The 14,619-nt window shown below is 50.9% G+C and carries 14 protein-coding genes; 9 read left to right on the forward strand and 5 right to left on the reverse strand.

From position 1 onward, the window contains the following. Window positions 1-59: 59 nt before the first annotated feature. Window positions 60-2,144, reverse strand: coding sequence for a hypothetical protein (locus tag CP958_RS11865; protein ID WP_141400495.1), 2,085 nt, complete (start codon window positions 2,142-2,144; stop codon window positions 60-62). A gap of 644 nt (window positions 2,145-2,788) precedes the next feature. Here CP958_RS11865 and CP958_RS25905 point away from each other — a divergent pair. Both CP958_RS25905 and CP958_RS25910 read left to right on the forward strand, forming a co-directional pair. Then, window positions 2,789-3,355, forward strand: a complete 567-nt coding sequence (locus CP958_RS25905; RefSeq protein ID WP_141400496.1) for a hypothetical protein — start codon at window positions 2,789-2,791, stop codon at window positions 3,353-3,355. A gap of 215 nt (window positions 3,356-3,570) precedes the next feature. Continuing rightward, a complete protein-coding gene (locus CP958_RS25910) occupies window positions 3,571-4,311 on the forward strand; it encodes a hypothetical protein (protein WP_141400497.1) in 741 nt (246 codons plus the stop codon). 26 nt (window positions 4,312-4,337) lie between these two features. Here CP958_RS25910 and CP958_RS11870 read toward each other — a convergent pair whose 3' ends face one another. Both CP958_RS11870 and CP958_RS11875 read right to left on the reverse strand, forming a co-directional pair. Further along, window positions 4,338-5,615 carry a Y-family DNA polymerase gene (locus tag CP958_RS11870; RefSeq protein ID WP_096702168.1) on the reverse strand — a complete coding sequence of 426 codons (1,278 nt, stop codon included), beginning with the start codon at window positions 5,613-5,615 and terminating at the stop codon, window positions 4,338-4,340. Between the two features lie 6 nt (window positions 5,616-5,621). Beyond that, window positions 5,622-6,092 (reverse strand): S24 family peptidase, encoded by a 471-nt coding sequence (locus tag CP958_RS11875; RefSeq protein ID WP_096702169.1) that lies wholly within the window; start codon window positions 6,090-6,092, stop codon window positions 5,622-5,624. Window positions 6,093-6,231: 139 nt separating this feature from the next. Between CP958_RS11875 and CP958_RS11880 the strand changes: the two genes are divergently transcribed. Beyond that, window positions 6,232-6,609 (forward strand): hemerythrin domain-containing protein, encoded by a 378-nt coding sequence (locus tag CP958_RS11880; RefSeq protein ID WP_141400498.1) that lies wholly within the window; start codon window positions 6,232-6,234, stop codon window positions 6,607-6,609. A 112-nt stretch (window positions 6,610-6,721) separates the two neighbouring features. On the opposite strand, the gene CP958_RS11885 is transcribed toward CP958_RS11880, so the two are convergent. Then, complete coding sequence (locus tag CP958_RS11885) at window positions 6,722-7,174, reverse strand: DUF1465 family protein (protein ID WP_096702171.1); 453 nt, start codon at window positions 7,172-7,174, stop codon at window positions 6,722-6,724. A gap of 534 nt (window positions 7,175-7,708) precedes the next feature. Here CP958_RS11885 and CP958_RS11890 point away from each other — a divergent pair. From CP958_RS11890 to CP958_RS11920, 6 genes are all read left to right on the forward strand, one after another. Next, entirely contained in the window at window positions 7,709-9,595 is a 1,887-nt protein-coding gene (locus CP958_RS11890; RefSeq protein WP_242442863.1) for a diguanylate cyclase, read from the forward strand. Between the two features lie 425 nt (window positions 9,596-10,020). Next, the gene (locus CP958_RS11900) at window positions 10,021-10,401 is read left to right on the forward strand and encodes a hypothetical protein (RefSeq protein ID WP_096702172.1); all 381 of its coding nucleotides are present in this window, start codon (window positions 10,021-10,023) and stop codon (window positions 10,399-10,401) included. A gap of 60 nt (window positions 10,402-10,461) precedes the next feature. Further along, entirely contained in the window at window positions 10,462-11,559 is a 1,098-nt protein-coding gene (locus tag CP958_RS11905) for a PAS domain-containing sensor histidine kinase (protein ID WP_096702173.1), read from the forward strand. 59 nt (window positions 11,560-11,618) lie between these two features. Then, window positions 11,619-11,897: an HU family DNA-binding protein gene (locus tag CP958_RS11910; RefSeq protein WP_096702174.1), complete on the forward strand. Its 279-nt coding sequence runs from the start codon at window positions 11,619-11,621 to the stop codon at window positions 11,895-11,897. Beyond that, a complete protein-coding gene (locus CP958_RS11915; protein ID WP_083763503.1) occupies window positions 11,887-12,384 on the forward strand; it encodes a MucR family transcriptional regulator in 498 nt (165 codons plus the stop codon). Before CP958_RS11910 ends, CP958_RS11915 begins: the two co-directional genes overlap by 11 nt. 13 nt (window positions 12,385-12,397) lie before the next feature. Then, complete coding sequence (locus CP958_RS11920; RefSeq protein WP_242442864.1) at window positions 12,398-12,904, forward strand: helix-turn-helix transcriptional regulator; 507 nt, start codon at window positions 12,398-12,400, stop codon at window positions 12,902-12,904. Between the two features lie 13 nt (window positions 12,905-12,917). Here CP958_RS11920 and CP958_RS11925 read toward each other — a convergent pair whose 3' ends face one another. Further along, the gene (locus tag CP958_RS11925; RefSeq protein ID WP_141400499.1) at window positions 12,918-14,522 is read right to left on the reverse strand and encodes a tyrosine-type recombinase/integrase; all 1,605 of its coding nucleotides are present in this window, start codon (window positions 14,520-14,522) and stop codon (window positions 12,918-12,920) included. Between the last annotated feature and the right edge of the window lie 97 nt (window positions 14,523-14,619).

A 14,619-nucleotide genomic window follows, 5' to 3' on the forward strand; every position in this document is an offset into this window, starting at 1 on the left:
CATGATTCCAAAACAAGCCATACATATTAGGTGCAATTTCAAGTCGTCACCATTGAAACTTAGAAGCGGTAGGGGCTATCGGTCGCATCAGCCTCATAATAGCCACATTTATATTCTAACTGACAATGGTTCTCACGGAATTGAGCGTAAGCAGTTTTTATCACCGATGTTGTCCCTGACTCGTCTTCATTCATATCCATGATATCTTCAAAGGGCGTTGTGGCGTCCATTACCTTGTAGACAGCGTAGGAATTAAATTCAGACAGGCTGTCGCAGAATTTCTTCGCCTTGGAAAGCGAGGGAAACATCTTCACGAATTTTGTCGTTCCCACGCAATCGCCCCCACATCGGTCTTCACCTAATAATTTGTGGTAAACGCAGTCACGATTAGATGCCACTTCAAATTCAGCCATATGCTTTCCATTGGTGCGAAGTTTGGCAAGGATTTTAGGGTTCTTCTGGGCGAGTAGGCTAACACGGGGGTCGCTAAATTGAATGGTCCGCCCACCCAATAAGTCATCTTCATCATGTTCGTCGTAAATTAGTTTGAGCTTGCTTGCTGCATGGATAAATGCGTTAGCCATCTTCACATTATACGTAAAGCGGGCGACAAAATCTGCGTAGAAGGCAGCACGCCTAAAGTCGTGCAGCAGCCAGTTATGCAGATTAACTGTTCCAATCACACTTCCGTCTGTAAAAAATATCAATCCTGTCTGAGTTCCTTCTCTTAGTGCATTTAAAACGTCGTCCCGTGAAACGATCTCGCTCTTGTAGTGCTCAACCAGTTCATTCACGTCTTCAAAATCTGTTTCAGGTAACTCGTTTATGATTTTCATTAGCAGATTGGACGCACCCGCAATGGCTTTCTCGACCTCGGTAGGTTCGGGAGGGTAATTGTCTTCCTCACCATTCTTGCCAGGGGAAGGATTGCCGGTTACCGAGACATCATCCGAATCATTCTCCAGATCAGTCGCTGGGGCCTCTTCGCCGCCTGAAGGCGGAGGATCGTCGTCAGGGTCAGTATCGTCGCATTCATCGCTGGTCACATCTGAATGCCCGTTGTCATCTCCTGACGGCGGTGGGCTTCCACTAGGCTTAATCGACTCGTAGTTATCGTTCAGCCAACCAACGACGGTTTCCATATGGTCTTCATAAATGCTGTTGTCTTCATCTGAAACCATATAGCAACTAATCGGACTGCCCCCTGTGCGTTTCAAAATGTCGTCGCCACGGGTGCGGTATTCATTGTGCCCTTCATAACAATTTAGTGCCAAGTTGTGGTCGCAAAACCCTATCAAGAATGGGTAGATGGGGAACAACACCAGATATTCTGGGTTTTTTTTGAAATTTTCTTTAGTCAGGAACTTATCAAGAGTGAACCCAGCGGGTATGAAACCACGTTCGCCAACCACATCAACCGGTTCCGTATCCTCACTGGTCGCCTCTTCGTCCCCGTCTACACCGTCGAGATAATTCCGCACAGCTTGCTTCGAAGTAAAGCTGATGGACCGATGACCAGGGCTGGGCGGTGGCAAATCCTTGATCGCATCCCATACCTCTTGGACCACCTTCTTGGGCAAGGTGGGCTTCCTGGGCTTGGGGGCGTCGGCCTTCTTGTTCTCTTGAAGCCACAACTTCTCAATCGCGTTGATGCCGACGGTTGTAAGTTGGTCCCGTGCTGAGTTTTCCAGCAACGGCGGCTGCCGGGTGTGGAGCCAATGGCACACCCGCGAATAACAGGTGATGGTGTCTTTGACCGCCCGCTTGTTGAAGGGGACGCTCTTGCGTTTGGCAATGGTAGCAAGGTTGAACTCGATGGCTCTGTGAAAGACAGGGTTCTGAACATCCGCCTTTGGAACCTTGACCTTGATGTGGGTGCAGCGAACGTCAAATCCTTCAGGGTCGCTCAACGCCTTCAACACGATGCGATAGGCTGACATGACGCGATTAATCGCGTTTTCATCGGTGTTTGTTTTTGCCTCATAAAACGGCTCAAACTGAAGCACCATATCTTCAATCAGTTCTTCCCATTCTTCATCGTTATCGATGCGTGGCGGGTCTTCTTCAAAATGTCTACCTGGAGACATTTTGGAGATTTGTTTCGAGGCAACTGATGGTTTGTGTGCTTCGTAGTGGCTTTCCATGATACGCCTGCGACATACATTAATACGCAATCTCCATTCAAAACATATCAGAGTGAGTTAACGCATTTCAATCATGTTTAGCTATGGGCTTTTTGTCGCATTAAATTATGCTATCTAGTAATTCAGCGTTAAGTCGCTCGATGAGTGCACCGCAATTCATGTTTTCGTGGATGCTGCGTCAGCCTGCTGCACCGCCAGCACGCTAAAAAATCAAGAATTTCACCATGAAAATATTTTTTCAAGCCGCAAATACTGCCTAACTATATGCCGCACATATCATTCAGGTTGCAATGGTCGATCACAAAGGCTGCTTGTATAAAAATATTTTCATGATCGAGGTGGAGATTTTGTATCATTAATCTTGATTATAACAATGATTTACATTGTCGCTTTTTGTTTGACGAATGTGCAAATAGCTTCTTACCATATGTGACGTTGCAATCTTGCCAACAAAGCGTGCTTCATCAAATGTGATGATAGGCTTTAAGGCGTAAGCGGAGTGTTGAAAAATGAAATCGAGCCGGTTCTACGTCTATTACGAAAACGACCCGTCAAACAGGAAGTGTTTGTGCGGGGCGATAAATCCGGTCTGGATGCAGGGCCTCACAGCCCGAGCGTACCCGTACAGTATTGGTGATATTGATATGATTGCCAAAGCGATCAGTCGGGAAGTTTCTTGTGAATCGGTGGATGAAGACGATGGGATGAAATGGGTAACTGTCGAATTAAAGGATGATGGTGAGGATGATGTTCTAGCCAGATTTGAAGGTGACGGAACCAACGTTGATTGGGTCTGTTGGCTAACTGATCACGTCCCAACACCTAAAATTGAAGCAAGGTATGACTATTACTCATGGGACGGTGAGTGTGCCATTGGTCCTGTGTATTGCGTCATTGGCGGTGAATTGTTCATTGTAAGTGGCGGAGAGAGTGGTCGAGGCACGCTTTATGATGAAGGAGACAATTTCGGAATTAATGAAGTGACACGCGTGTATGTCGAACAAGTATGGTCTGATGCACACGACATGGAACGCGTGTTAACCGGAAAACATACTTTCGAATTGTCAGTTAGCAAGTGGGAAGACGATGACTACGATGAAGTAGATAGCGGGCATCAATTGTCCTACACCGCCGATGAAGTCCGCAAGATGACCAAGCCAGATTTCAAGAACGAAGTTCTTAATGTGGTTTCAAGTTGGTTTGAGCGGTGAGCAGCAAACGCTGTCGCTGGACACATTGCTTGTGAATGTGTCCGGTGGCAGCGGCAGTCCAAAATGACTAGCGGAGATGATGCTGCTGTGCAGGACATCTTTCGATCAGAGGCAGAACGTCTGACAACTGTTAGTATCGATCAGTTTTGGAGTGAATGGATGAACCTCCAAAAGCCCTACCTGTATGGGTACAGCTACAGCTACGGGGGGCAAGCATGAGTGTTTCAATCGGCATCGAAAAGCATCTTCGATTCATTGATGAGTTCCGCAAATATGCGGCTAAGAATTTTGATCAAGGTGCGGAACTCGTAGTTGATGCTGTTCCATTCGTGTTTCCGGCCGAGCTAGATATTGAGATAAGGTGCGATCTTGATTTTCATAAAATTCATGACGTGACGCTCCTTAACGTGGGGAAGCTCGTAAACATAATCAGGAAGGAAAGCGGAAACACACTGGCATTACTATGCTGCGGCAAGTGTTCTGATGGTGAGCTTGCCGTCATATACACTGCTACAGTAAATGTGCTTGGGAGTGTTTTCGAGTATTCGATACAGGTAAGCAATGATGTCACGATAGCATTTGATCCAGCCTATGATATCAGGTACGTCGTTGGGGTGTTGTCATATATTCAGCAGCCGACCATCTATGCAGACTTAATTGATGTCAATGAATCTACGCAAAAGTCTCGCAAGAAGCATGGCAAACGGCCACTCCCCCCCTACAGGGTTATCAGACCAGGGCAAACCATCGTGAGGCACCGTCCAGTCGAAGGCCGAAGCCATGCGGGCACAGGCACGGGCACTCCCAAGTGCGGTCACTGGCGGCGAGACACAAAGTACGTCCGAAAGGATGGTCGTGTTATTTATCGTCGGGGATGTGCGGTCAAGGGAGGTCCTTGCGATAACCGTCCGGTGCTGGTTTTGCCCCCCAATCCCGTCGAATGGTCTGACGCATGAGGTGCGTGTCAGCCTTGGGACAGGATTCAAGCCTTCACCACGGGCAGGTCATCCCAGTTAGTGGTGTAGCTCGGCGACCGGTTGCCGCACCGCATCTTCCACGGTGCATCCTTCGGTGCCAGCCCGTACCCGACAGCCCCCTTGCCCAACTTGCTGTTGATCCCGTCAACCGCAGCCATCAACGCCGTTGGCCGTGCCCTTGATTCGGGTGGTGGTGAAAACAGGTCGCGGGGAATGTCCTCGGGTCGGACCAAATCGAGCATGATCACGCCTGCCTTCTTATACTCGTAGCCGTCACGCCACGCTGATTTCAGCCCCTTCAGGGCCGCCCCAATGATGTGCGGCGTGGATGATGTCGGTGGCGACAGACGGATCATCGAGTTCAGTGAAAACTGTGGCTGGTCGGGGCGGAACCTGTCGGTATAGGCGAACACCTGCACAGCACCGGACACCAGTCCTTGAGAACGAATTTTCTCCGAAGCCCTGCTGGCAAAAGTCATTACCGCATCATGGACCTGCTGGAAATCGGTGACGGTTTCACCAAATGACCTGGAGCAGCAGGTGGTGTGTTTGTCCGATGGGGCGGTGTCCAGGGTGTGAACCGGCGTTCCTCGCAGTTCCATCACGGTGCGAAGGCCGACCGCTCCCATGGTCTTCTTGATCCATCCATCTGACTGCAAAGTCAGGTCATAGGCGGTTCGGATGCCATTCACGCCACAGTGGGCTGCATACTGGCGGCCGATGCCCCACACGTCACCGACTGGGGTCTGCTGGAGGGCGGCCTCTATCCATCGGGAATCACGGCTCAGATCGAGCACGCCATTCGCCTTCTTGGATTTCTTTGCCAGCCTGTTGGCCAGTTTCGCCAGGGTCTTGGTGGTGCCAATCCCGACCGACACGGGAATGCCGGTCCAACGTCGCACTGTGGCCCTCACCTGTTGGGACCATGCCGTGAGGTCAGCCACTGGCATGCCATCCAAATCCAGAAAGCATTCGTCGATGCTGTAGACCTCGGCCCCCGGTGAGAATGTCGCCAGCACCGACATGACCCGTTCCGACATGTCGCCGTACAAGGCGTAGTTCGAGGACAGCATGATCAAGCCATGGCTATCGACCAGATGCCTGAGTTTGAAGGCGGGTTCGCCCATACCGACGCCAATGGCCTTGGCTTCAGCGGAACGGGCCACGGCACAGCCGTCATTGTTGGACATGACGATTACCGGCTTGCCTTCAAGGGCAGGGTTGAATGCCCGCTCGCATGAGACGTAAAAATTGTTGCAGTCCACCAGGGCGTAGACCGCCATGACTGATCACCGCTTGGTCAGGGACGACACGGCAAAGGTGACGACGCCCCATATTTGGACGCCATCATCAGGATCGACCGGGAAGCTGGGATAGTCCGGGTTGGCCGAAGCAAGTTCCCAACCATCCGCGACCTTCCGCAGGGTCTTCACCGTCAAGCCACCGTCCAGGGTCGCCACGACAATGTCGCCGTCATGGGGCTGTACTGAACGATCCACCACCAGCAGGTCACCACTATGGATGCCTGCACCGGTCATGCTGTCACCATCCGCCTTGCAAAAAAAGGTCGAAGCCGGTCGTTTGACCATCAACTCGTGAAGATCGAGCTTGCCCTCCAGGTGGTCGTCGGCGGGGGAGGGAAATCCGGCAGCCACCAGGGCGGAATAGATCGGTGCTGTGGCGTCGGATGGTGCGAAGCCACGGGACGATGGCTGACATGTGCCTGGGGGTAGCGGCGTATTTTGATTCTGCGAGAACATGGCAAGAACATTACATCGTGAGCACGGGCTCGGGCAATATCCAGTGTTCGACCGATTGACCCGTTGATCAGCAGGTCTATTATACTTTCGATGGAATTTCTAAGGGCACAATGCCATGCGATTACGTTGGCAGGACACGATGAACCTGGGCGTGGCCGAGATAGATGCCGGTCACCGGCACCTATTTCATCTGCTCGATGCTGTTGCGACTGCTGTTGAAGCTCGGATGCTGGAGGCTGCTCAAATTTCAGCGGGTGAATTTCTGGAGGCAGCGTTACAGCACCTTGCCCGCGAAGAAAGTCTGTTCGACCGCGTGGCTGAATTCCATGATTCTTCCCGCCATTTGAACACCCACAATGAAGCTCGCCGAACCTTTATGCGGCTGCATACTGCGATCTGCGATAACGCTGATCTGAGCGAAGCTCGGACTATTCTGGACGGGTTGATTCCCGATATGATCATCCGGCTGCACCAGGAGGACACGACCTTGGCTTCGGCGTTGAAAAATAATTTGTGACCTCTGGACGACCCACGATTCAGCGGAATGAACGCAGGTAGGCTGATCAGGCGAACATGGCGATATTCGGACGAAAAACTCGGACGCCATGTCGGTGGCCGGTTGACGAAGGTTACTGACCAGATAGGGCATCGCCTACTTTGTCGTTGTTTGAGGATGGGTATTGACGCAATGCAGTGCGAACAAAACTTGATTCCAGCCGCTCGATCCGCAGAAAAAGTTTGTGCGAACGATTCAATAGTGATCGCAAATCATCGGAAATAACGGAATCATTACAATGCGATATGTCCAAGCACACATCGTGCCCAGATAGCCTAAATTGTTCTTTCATCGCGTATTCTGCAGAAATCTCACCGTCATAAACTGCACGCTGGAACATCAACCACGACATAACTTGTGTCAGGCGGCTTGTTAACCGAAAAGCCTCATTGGTTATCCGAAGCCCCCTAATACCATCTACTTTTTGCCGATCCCGCCATTCGCCCTCCATCATGAAGGTCCGTGCTTCATCAAGCAGAGCCATGGTTTCTTCAAATGGGCCACGAAAATAGGTAGTTGTTCGCATCGCCGCACCTCACTTCACCACCAAGACGGGCAAATCGTTCCTGATGGTAACATGCGAAGTTTTGGCGTCAAATGCCATTCAATACCAAATGTCATACGTCTGCCTTAGCGGCTCTATGCGGTCTTTTTGTTGCCGTCACTGGAACTCTATGTCGCTGTCATAGGCAGATTACCGTTTTCACCGACCTGCTCCAGGGCAACCAGACCATTTGAAAGGCTAAATGCCCCAGAAATCTGATCGCTTGCGTGGAAGAGGTTTCCTCCCTTTGAAACCGTGACTCTGGATGATAATCGATGAAACGGGCACCCTTCCCAGAAAATCTCTCGAAAAGGCACACAATGCCGCGATAATTTTTACGATTTGTAACGCGAAATTTGCTTGGAAACAGCGGGTCTGTTTATTTTTCACAGCAATTGAAATTACTTGTGACGGTCACCCACTCTCGGATTCCAAGTGATTGACCTGCAGGGCGGGAAACTATCATACTTTTGATAGAATTACCTATGCCTGCTCCTGCCGTGACCGGAAACTGAGATGACTTGTGGCTGTCGAGATCAACGTGCTGAAATCGGCGACCTTGGTCACCTGCTGGTGCTTGCCAAGTCCCCGGAATGCCAGCACATCATCCAGTCGATCATCGACCACCTTCCGTGCGGCGTAACGCTGTTCGATCAGAATCTGGAAATGATTGCCTGCAACGGCCTGTTCAGACGGCTGCTGGATTTTCCTGCCACACTGTTTGAAGGCAGCCTGCCTTCAATGAAATCCCTGGCCCTGTTCAACGCACAACGCGGTGAATATGGCCCAGGTGACCCGGCGGAACTCGCTGGGCAGGTCGTCCAGAGAGCCATGGCTATGAAGCCGCACCAATTCGAGCGTATTCGGCCTGATGGAACCATTCTGGAGATTTCAGGCCAGCCACTGCCGAGCGGTGGATTCATAACCCTGTACACGGACATCACTGAACGACGTGAAGCCGAGGAAACCCTACGTGACAAAGAGGGCCTCCTGCGGCTGATTTTCGACAATTCCAGTGTGGCCATTTTTACCATCGATTCCAGTGGCCGGATTGGTGCGGCCAACCAACGGATGGCGGAAATGTTCATGATGCCATTGGAATCGCTGATTGGCATGGAATACGTTGATCTGGTTGATCCCGGAGAGCAGGAAGCAGCCCGAAAAAACATGGCTGATCATCTGATCCAGGATCGGCCCAACGTCAACTTGGAGCGGCATTATTGGCGGTCGAATGGTACCGCATTTTGGGGGCAACTGACTGCCAGTCATATGCCCGCTTACAAAGATGGGCATGCAGGTCTGGTCTGCGTCGTTTCTGATATTACCGAACGCAAGATCGCGGAACAGCATCTGGCCGAACGCAGCCATGAACTCGAAGTTTTAAACCTGGAACTGACCAAAGCTGTTGAGGCACTTGCCGCATCGAATGCCGAACTTGTTGCCGCCCGAGAGGAACTGGAGCACTTGGCCCGGCATGACACTCTGACCGGGGCTTGGAGCCGCAGCAGGATCGAAGAATCAGTCCGACAGGAAATGCTCCGAAATTCGCGATATGGCCATCCTGTTTCACTGATCTTCATTGATCTAGACCACTTCAAGCGGATCAATGACGGCTACGGCCATGCTGTCGGCGACGAAGTTCTCAAGTCATTTTGCGATATCGCCCAAAAATGTATGCGTTCCACCGATCTACTTGGACGCTGGGGCGGTGAAGAGTTCGTAATCGTCACACCGAACAGCGGCCTGATGATCGCAATTCTGCTTGCGGAACGAATCCGCAAGGCGGTTATGGCCTACGATTTTCCAGTTGCCGGGCACATTACTGCCAGTTTCGGTGTCGCTGAATATCGAGAGAACGAAACCTGGGAATCATGGCTTTGCCGTTCTGATGCCGCTCTTTACGCAGCAAAGGAAGGTGGGCGAAATCGAGTTATAACCGATGCCTGCGAGGCTGATGAAGCTGATGAGGCCGAGCTTCTCGATCTCTCGTTTCTCCGTCTGGTCTGGCGGAGCACCTATGAGTCTGGCCTTGCCGCAATTGATGCACAGCACCGGAACCTATTCGAGCACGCAAACAATCTCCTGACTTCAGTGATTGGCGAACGGCCCAAAGATGAAGTTCTTCCCCAGATTGAATCTCTTGTGATGGACCTGCTGGAGCATTTCCGGGATGAAGAAGCAGCTTTTCGTTCCATCGGGTATCCAGGAGCAGATGAGCATGCCCAAATCCACCAAGGGCTAATCGACCGAGCAGGAGAATTGGTGGAAAATTTCGCATCCGGTGAACTGGCCTTGGGCGACCTTTTCAATTTTCTGGCCTACGACGTGGTGGCGAAACACATGCTGTCGGAAGATCGAAAGTTCTTTGGGCACCTCCAGGCAGTTCGCGACACGGCGGTATAATTTCGGGCGTGGGGCTGGGCGATCATGGCGTTATTCGGACGAAAACCTCCACCCATCCAGGTCGGAGATCGGTTCAAAAAGTCGAACGACCAGACCAGAAAGGTGTGGGAGGTATCTCGGCTTTGGACGGCGGTTGATGGCGTGCCACATGCCCGGTTGGTGAACCAGCATGAAACACTGATGGTCTCTATCCGTACCCTGGAAGACCCGGAGTTCTTCGTTGCTGAGCCTGGGATTCGGAACGAGCCGTAAAGCAGATCGGCGGTGGCGAACTGGCGAGAACCCCACCGCCGGATCGTACTGGATGGATTTGGGTTACGGGGGAGGGTCCATCCAGATGTGGCCGCATTGAGAGGATGCCACATTGAAACGCTATCGCATTCGCCCTGTGCCATCAAGACGTACAGGATGAACTTCTCGCCCATATGGTGAAAATCTTGAACGCAAATCCGACTACGGACACCACTTCGGTCACGGTATCAGCAATCCACATCACTCATCTCATGAATGCAGGAAAGCTGCGTGCCTTGGCTGATGTTGAAGTCGTCTTCGATGGAGTCGTGATGGTCATTCAAGGTGTCCAAGTTCGAGCGGATGGCAAAAGCACCAAGGTATCCTTGCCGAAATATCGGGCACCAGATGGCTCATGGAGGGCCGCAATAATTCTGCCTGATGAAATCAAGGATGCCATTTCGGATACGGTGATTGCTGCGGGATTGGAGGCAGGAATCCTCCGGGTGAAGGAGGAGTCCGTTGGGGATCGGTGCACAATGGAAGGTGCTAAATCTCCGGACCATTTTGCTTGAGGTTGATGAAAGATATAAATCTTTGGTAGCATTTGATCGGTGTGAAGGCGGAGGACGGCCATGATTGTTGCAAACACAGGCTGGCCTGATCTCGAACTCCTAAAAGCTGCCCCGATTCTGATCTGGCGTGCTGGTCTTGATGCCAAATGCAATTGGTTCAACCCCGCTTGGCTCGCCTATACCGGCAGGACAATGGAGCAAGAGATGGGGAACGGATGGGCGGAAGGTGTCCATCCTGATGATTTTGATCGCTGCTTGAAAATTTATCTTGATGCCTTCGCACTTCGTCAGCCGTTCGACATGGAATACCGCATCAAGCGTGCCTGTGGCGAATACGGTTGGATCGTAGATTACGGAATCCCAATTCAAAACCAGTCCGGCGAATTTCTCGGGTATGTCGGCTATTGTTTTGATGTCTCTGTCAGACGGGAGAGCGAAGAAAAACTGGGAATTGCCTGTAAGGATTTGGCGGCATCCAACGCTGAACTTGAGCAATTTGCCTACGTCGCATCCCATGATCTTCGTGAGCCACTCCGTATGATCAGCAGCTATGTTGACCTGATTGAACGCCGCTACGGACATCACTTTGACGCAGATGGGCATGAATTTATTGGCTTCGTCCGCGACGGTGCCCGGCGAATGGATGCGATGGTTCTGGACCTGCTTGCATTCTCCAGAATTGATAGACAGGGAGAACCACTGGTTCCGATGCGGATCGGTGATGCCATTTCCCGTGCCGTGAGAAATCTTGGGACAGCCATTTCCGAGTGTGATGCACACGTGGTCGTCGATGTGGATGCTTCGCTCATGGTGGTTGGGGATGGCCACCAATTAGATCGGCTTTTCCAAAACCTAATTGGGAATGCCATCAAATATCGAAAAGAGGGGATAAGACCACACGTTGTCGTGTCTGTTCATCTCGATAATGAGAAGGCGACCTTCTCTGTTCAAGATAATGGTATCGGGATCGCACCAGAATACTTCGACCGAATTTTTCTGCTTTTCAAGCGACTTCATACCCGAGAGATATACGAGGGAACAGGGATCGGTCTTTCTGTCTGCAAGAAGATTGTCGAGCGGCACGGGGGCGAGATTTGGGTCGAGCAATCACCTTCAGGCGGCTCGACTTTCCTGTTTACCTTGCCGATATCTGAGTGAATCCGTTTGATAAATGATGGCTGTTAGTCATTCCGTTTTTGTTTGGTAGGGAGGGGCACATGAACAAGTCCGAATTGATCGCCGCCGTCGCCGATGGTGCCAACATGACCAAGGCCGACGCGGCAAGTGCTATCGACGCCGTATTCGAAGCCATCACCGCCGCCATGAAATCGGGCGATGACGTGCGTCTTGTTGGCTTCGGGTCTTTCTCGGTTTCTGCCCGTCCTGCCCGTCAAGGCAGGAATCCGCAAACTGGCAAGACCCTCACCATCGCGGCCAGCAAGTCTGCCAAATTTACCGCCGGAAAGACCCTCAAGGACACCATCAATGGCCGATGACATCAAGGCTCTGACCACCAAGATTGTAGCCGCCTACCTGGGCAGCAACACCCTGGCGGTCACAGAAATTCCGAACCTGATCAAGTCCGTTTATTCGTCTTTGAAAGCAACCATCACACCGGTTGCAGCACCGACTGAAAGCCAGAAGCCTGCCGTATCGATTAAAAGGTCGGTAACGGAGGAATCTGTGATCTGCCTTGAATGTGGAAGTCATCAAAAATTGATGAAGCGTCACCTGAATCGGGGGCATGGATTATCCATAGAGGGATACCGCATGAAGTGGGATTTGCCTGCTGATTATCCCATGGTTGCTCCAAACTATGCTGCTCACCGATCAAGAATGGCCGTAAAATTTGGGCTTGGAATTTCTCGACATAAACCAAAATCAGAAACGATTCCCGATGCCAGTAGCGACACGGGCGTCGCTCATGACGCGGCTCCTGCTCATGTTTATCCGACATCAAGATGGGCGAAGCCATCCTCGTAAGGAAAAGACCACCATGCCGCCACGTAAGAGTGCCAAGCCCGCAACCGCCCCCAAGCCTGCCAAGGTCGCCAAGAAGGCTGGTCGGTCCACCCGTGGCCGATTGGACGACGGCAGTGCCAATCCCATTGATGTCCATGTCGGTGCCCGCATTCGGCTTCGTCGGACCCTGCTTGGCATGAGCCAGGAGAAGCTTGGTGAATGCCTTGGGCTGACCTTCCAGCAGGTCCAGAAATACGAACGTGGGGCCAATCGGGTCGGAGCATCCAGGCTGTTCGACCTATCCCGTGTTCTGGATGTCCGGGTTGGCTACTTTTTTGAGGAAATCTCTGATACTGCCCAGGCAGCATCGCCGGTCGAGGTGATCCGTGGCAATGTCACCAAGGCAATCGATGTCGCTGACGACAATCCCATGACAAAGCGGGAAACCCTCGAATTGGTACGGGCCTATTTCAGCATCAATGACCCCAAGGTCCGGGATCAGGTTCTGGCGATGGCAAAGGCTCTGGGCGGTGCCAAATAGTATGGTTAGATTATTATACGGGAAAAACTATTTTTTCGATCTCTTGCTTTAAATGGCTTACGGGTATCCCCTTCTTATAGCGTTCATCCGCCGACTTAGACATAGACCAACCTCCCAAGGTCTTTAACATTGAGTCTTCCATGACTTGTTCAGCCCGCTGGGCGAAATTATGCCGAAATGAATGCAATGTATGCTGTGGCGATTTGACCGGGGCCAAGATTTCATCAATCTGACTTGCCAGAGATGTTAGATAGTTTCCGCTCTTAATTTTTGTCGCATCAAATATCTTCGACTTCCCCCCTGCCCTTCTGGACTCCACGTAATCAAGAAACCCACGCTCAATTGCCCGAGAGTGTATCGGGACAAATCGCGGCTTCTTATTTTTCACAGTCTTTGACAAGGCTATAAGATGCGACACCCGAATGCTTGGAGACACATTGAAGCACCACACCCCATCCTCTTGAACAACATCAGTTACATCAAGTTGTGCCAGTTCGTTTCCACGCATCCCATGATACAATGCGAGATACGGCAACCAGCCAATCCCATCAAAGTTATATTTACAGTTAAATAGCTTGACCAACATTTCGTCTGGAAAAGCCTCCCGGATTGATTGATACCCACTGTCGTTCAACTTAATTCTTTCAGCAGGATTCAATGGAACCCAACCATTCACCCTAAAAAACTCAAAAACCGTCCCCATGTTTGTTAGATATTTGTTTATTGTTGAAATTTTCAAAACACCAAGGCCCTGAATAGCATCAAGCAAGTCATCCTCACCGATTTCATCTTTCTCAGATTCTGACTTTATCTCATCAACCTCCCTCCTAATAATTTTTGAAATATCTTCATATGTCATTCCAAAAAATGCTGGATTCTCTTTTGCATTTGCTGGCAAATAACGGATTATCTCACGGACTCTAATGATATCATCGCGGTTGATGTAGGCGACATTTGTATTGCCCCCGAGAGTCTCCAAAATAACGTCGCATATTGTGCTATAATTTGTGATATTCGACGATGCCAATTCTTGCCGCTCAGGATTGCTTTTAAATTTTTCAATTGCGTCTTTAAGAGAGACGATTTTGGCAAGTGGGGCAGCCCTATCGGGGTTTGAATCAATAAAATTGCCAGCCGCAATGATGGCGGGATTGAAGTTTAAACTAACCATCATCTCCCGCACCGCCGAACGGGCCGCAGCAATGGCAAGATCGTGGAACTTATTACGTAGCTGAGGAGAAAGTTCAACGTATTGGGTTGCTTCGAAATTAGCGATCAAGTCATCAACCGTGCCGCCAATTTTACCGGTTTTAAATTGTATCGAAAGCCCACCCAAGATGTCGTCAACCCCCATCTCGGAAACTCGACGCCTTGGTGGCTTGGTTCTTTTCCATGCCTCCTCAATGGCCTTTTCGATGGTTAGATGAATGCCCGTATAACCGAGCAATGCACGAGATTGTTCGCTGGTACTAAATGACTTTCGAACCCGTCGGCCGAGGAGCCTCCCCTCAAACTCCACCAGCCCGCGTATCTTTTGGTCAAAATCTCTCTCGTAATGATATACGCCTCGAATTTTGACCAGATAAGGTATTTTTCCTTGGCGGATTCCAGAGGCCACAGCACTTTCCCCCACGTTTCCCCCCACACTATCCCCCAATAATTGGCGTATATCAAGGAATTCAATGGGTTGGTTTAGCCGCAGCTTTCCTCCCTAA

The sequence above is a fragment of the Magnetospirillum sp. 15-1 genome (assembly GCF_900184795.1).
Lineage (GTDB): Bacteria > Pseudomonadota > Alphaproteobacteria > Rhodospirillales > Magnetospirillaceae > Phaeospirillum.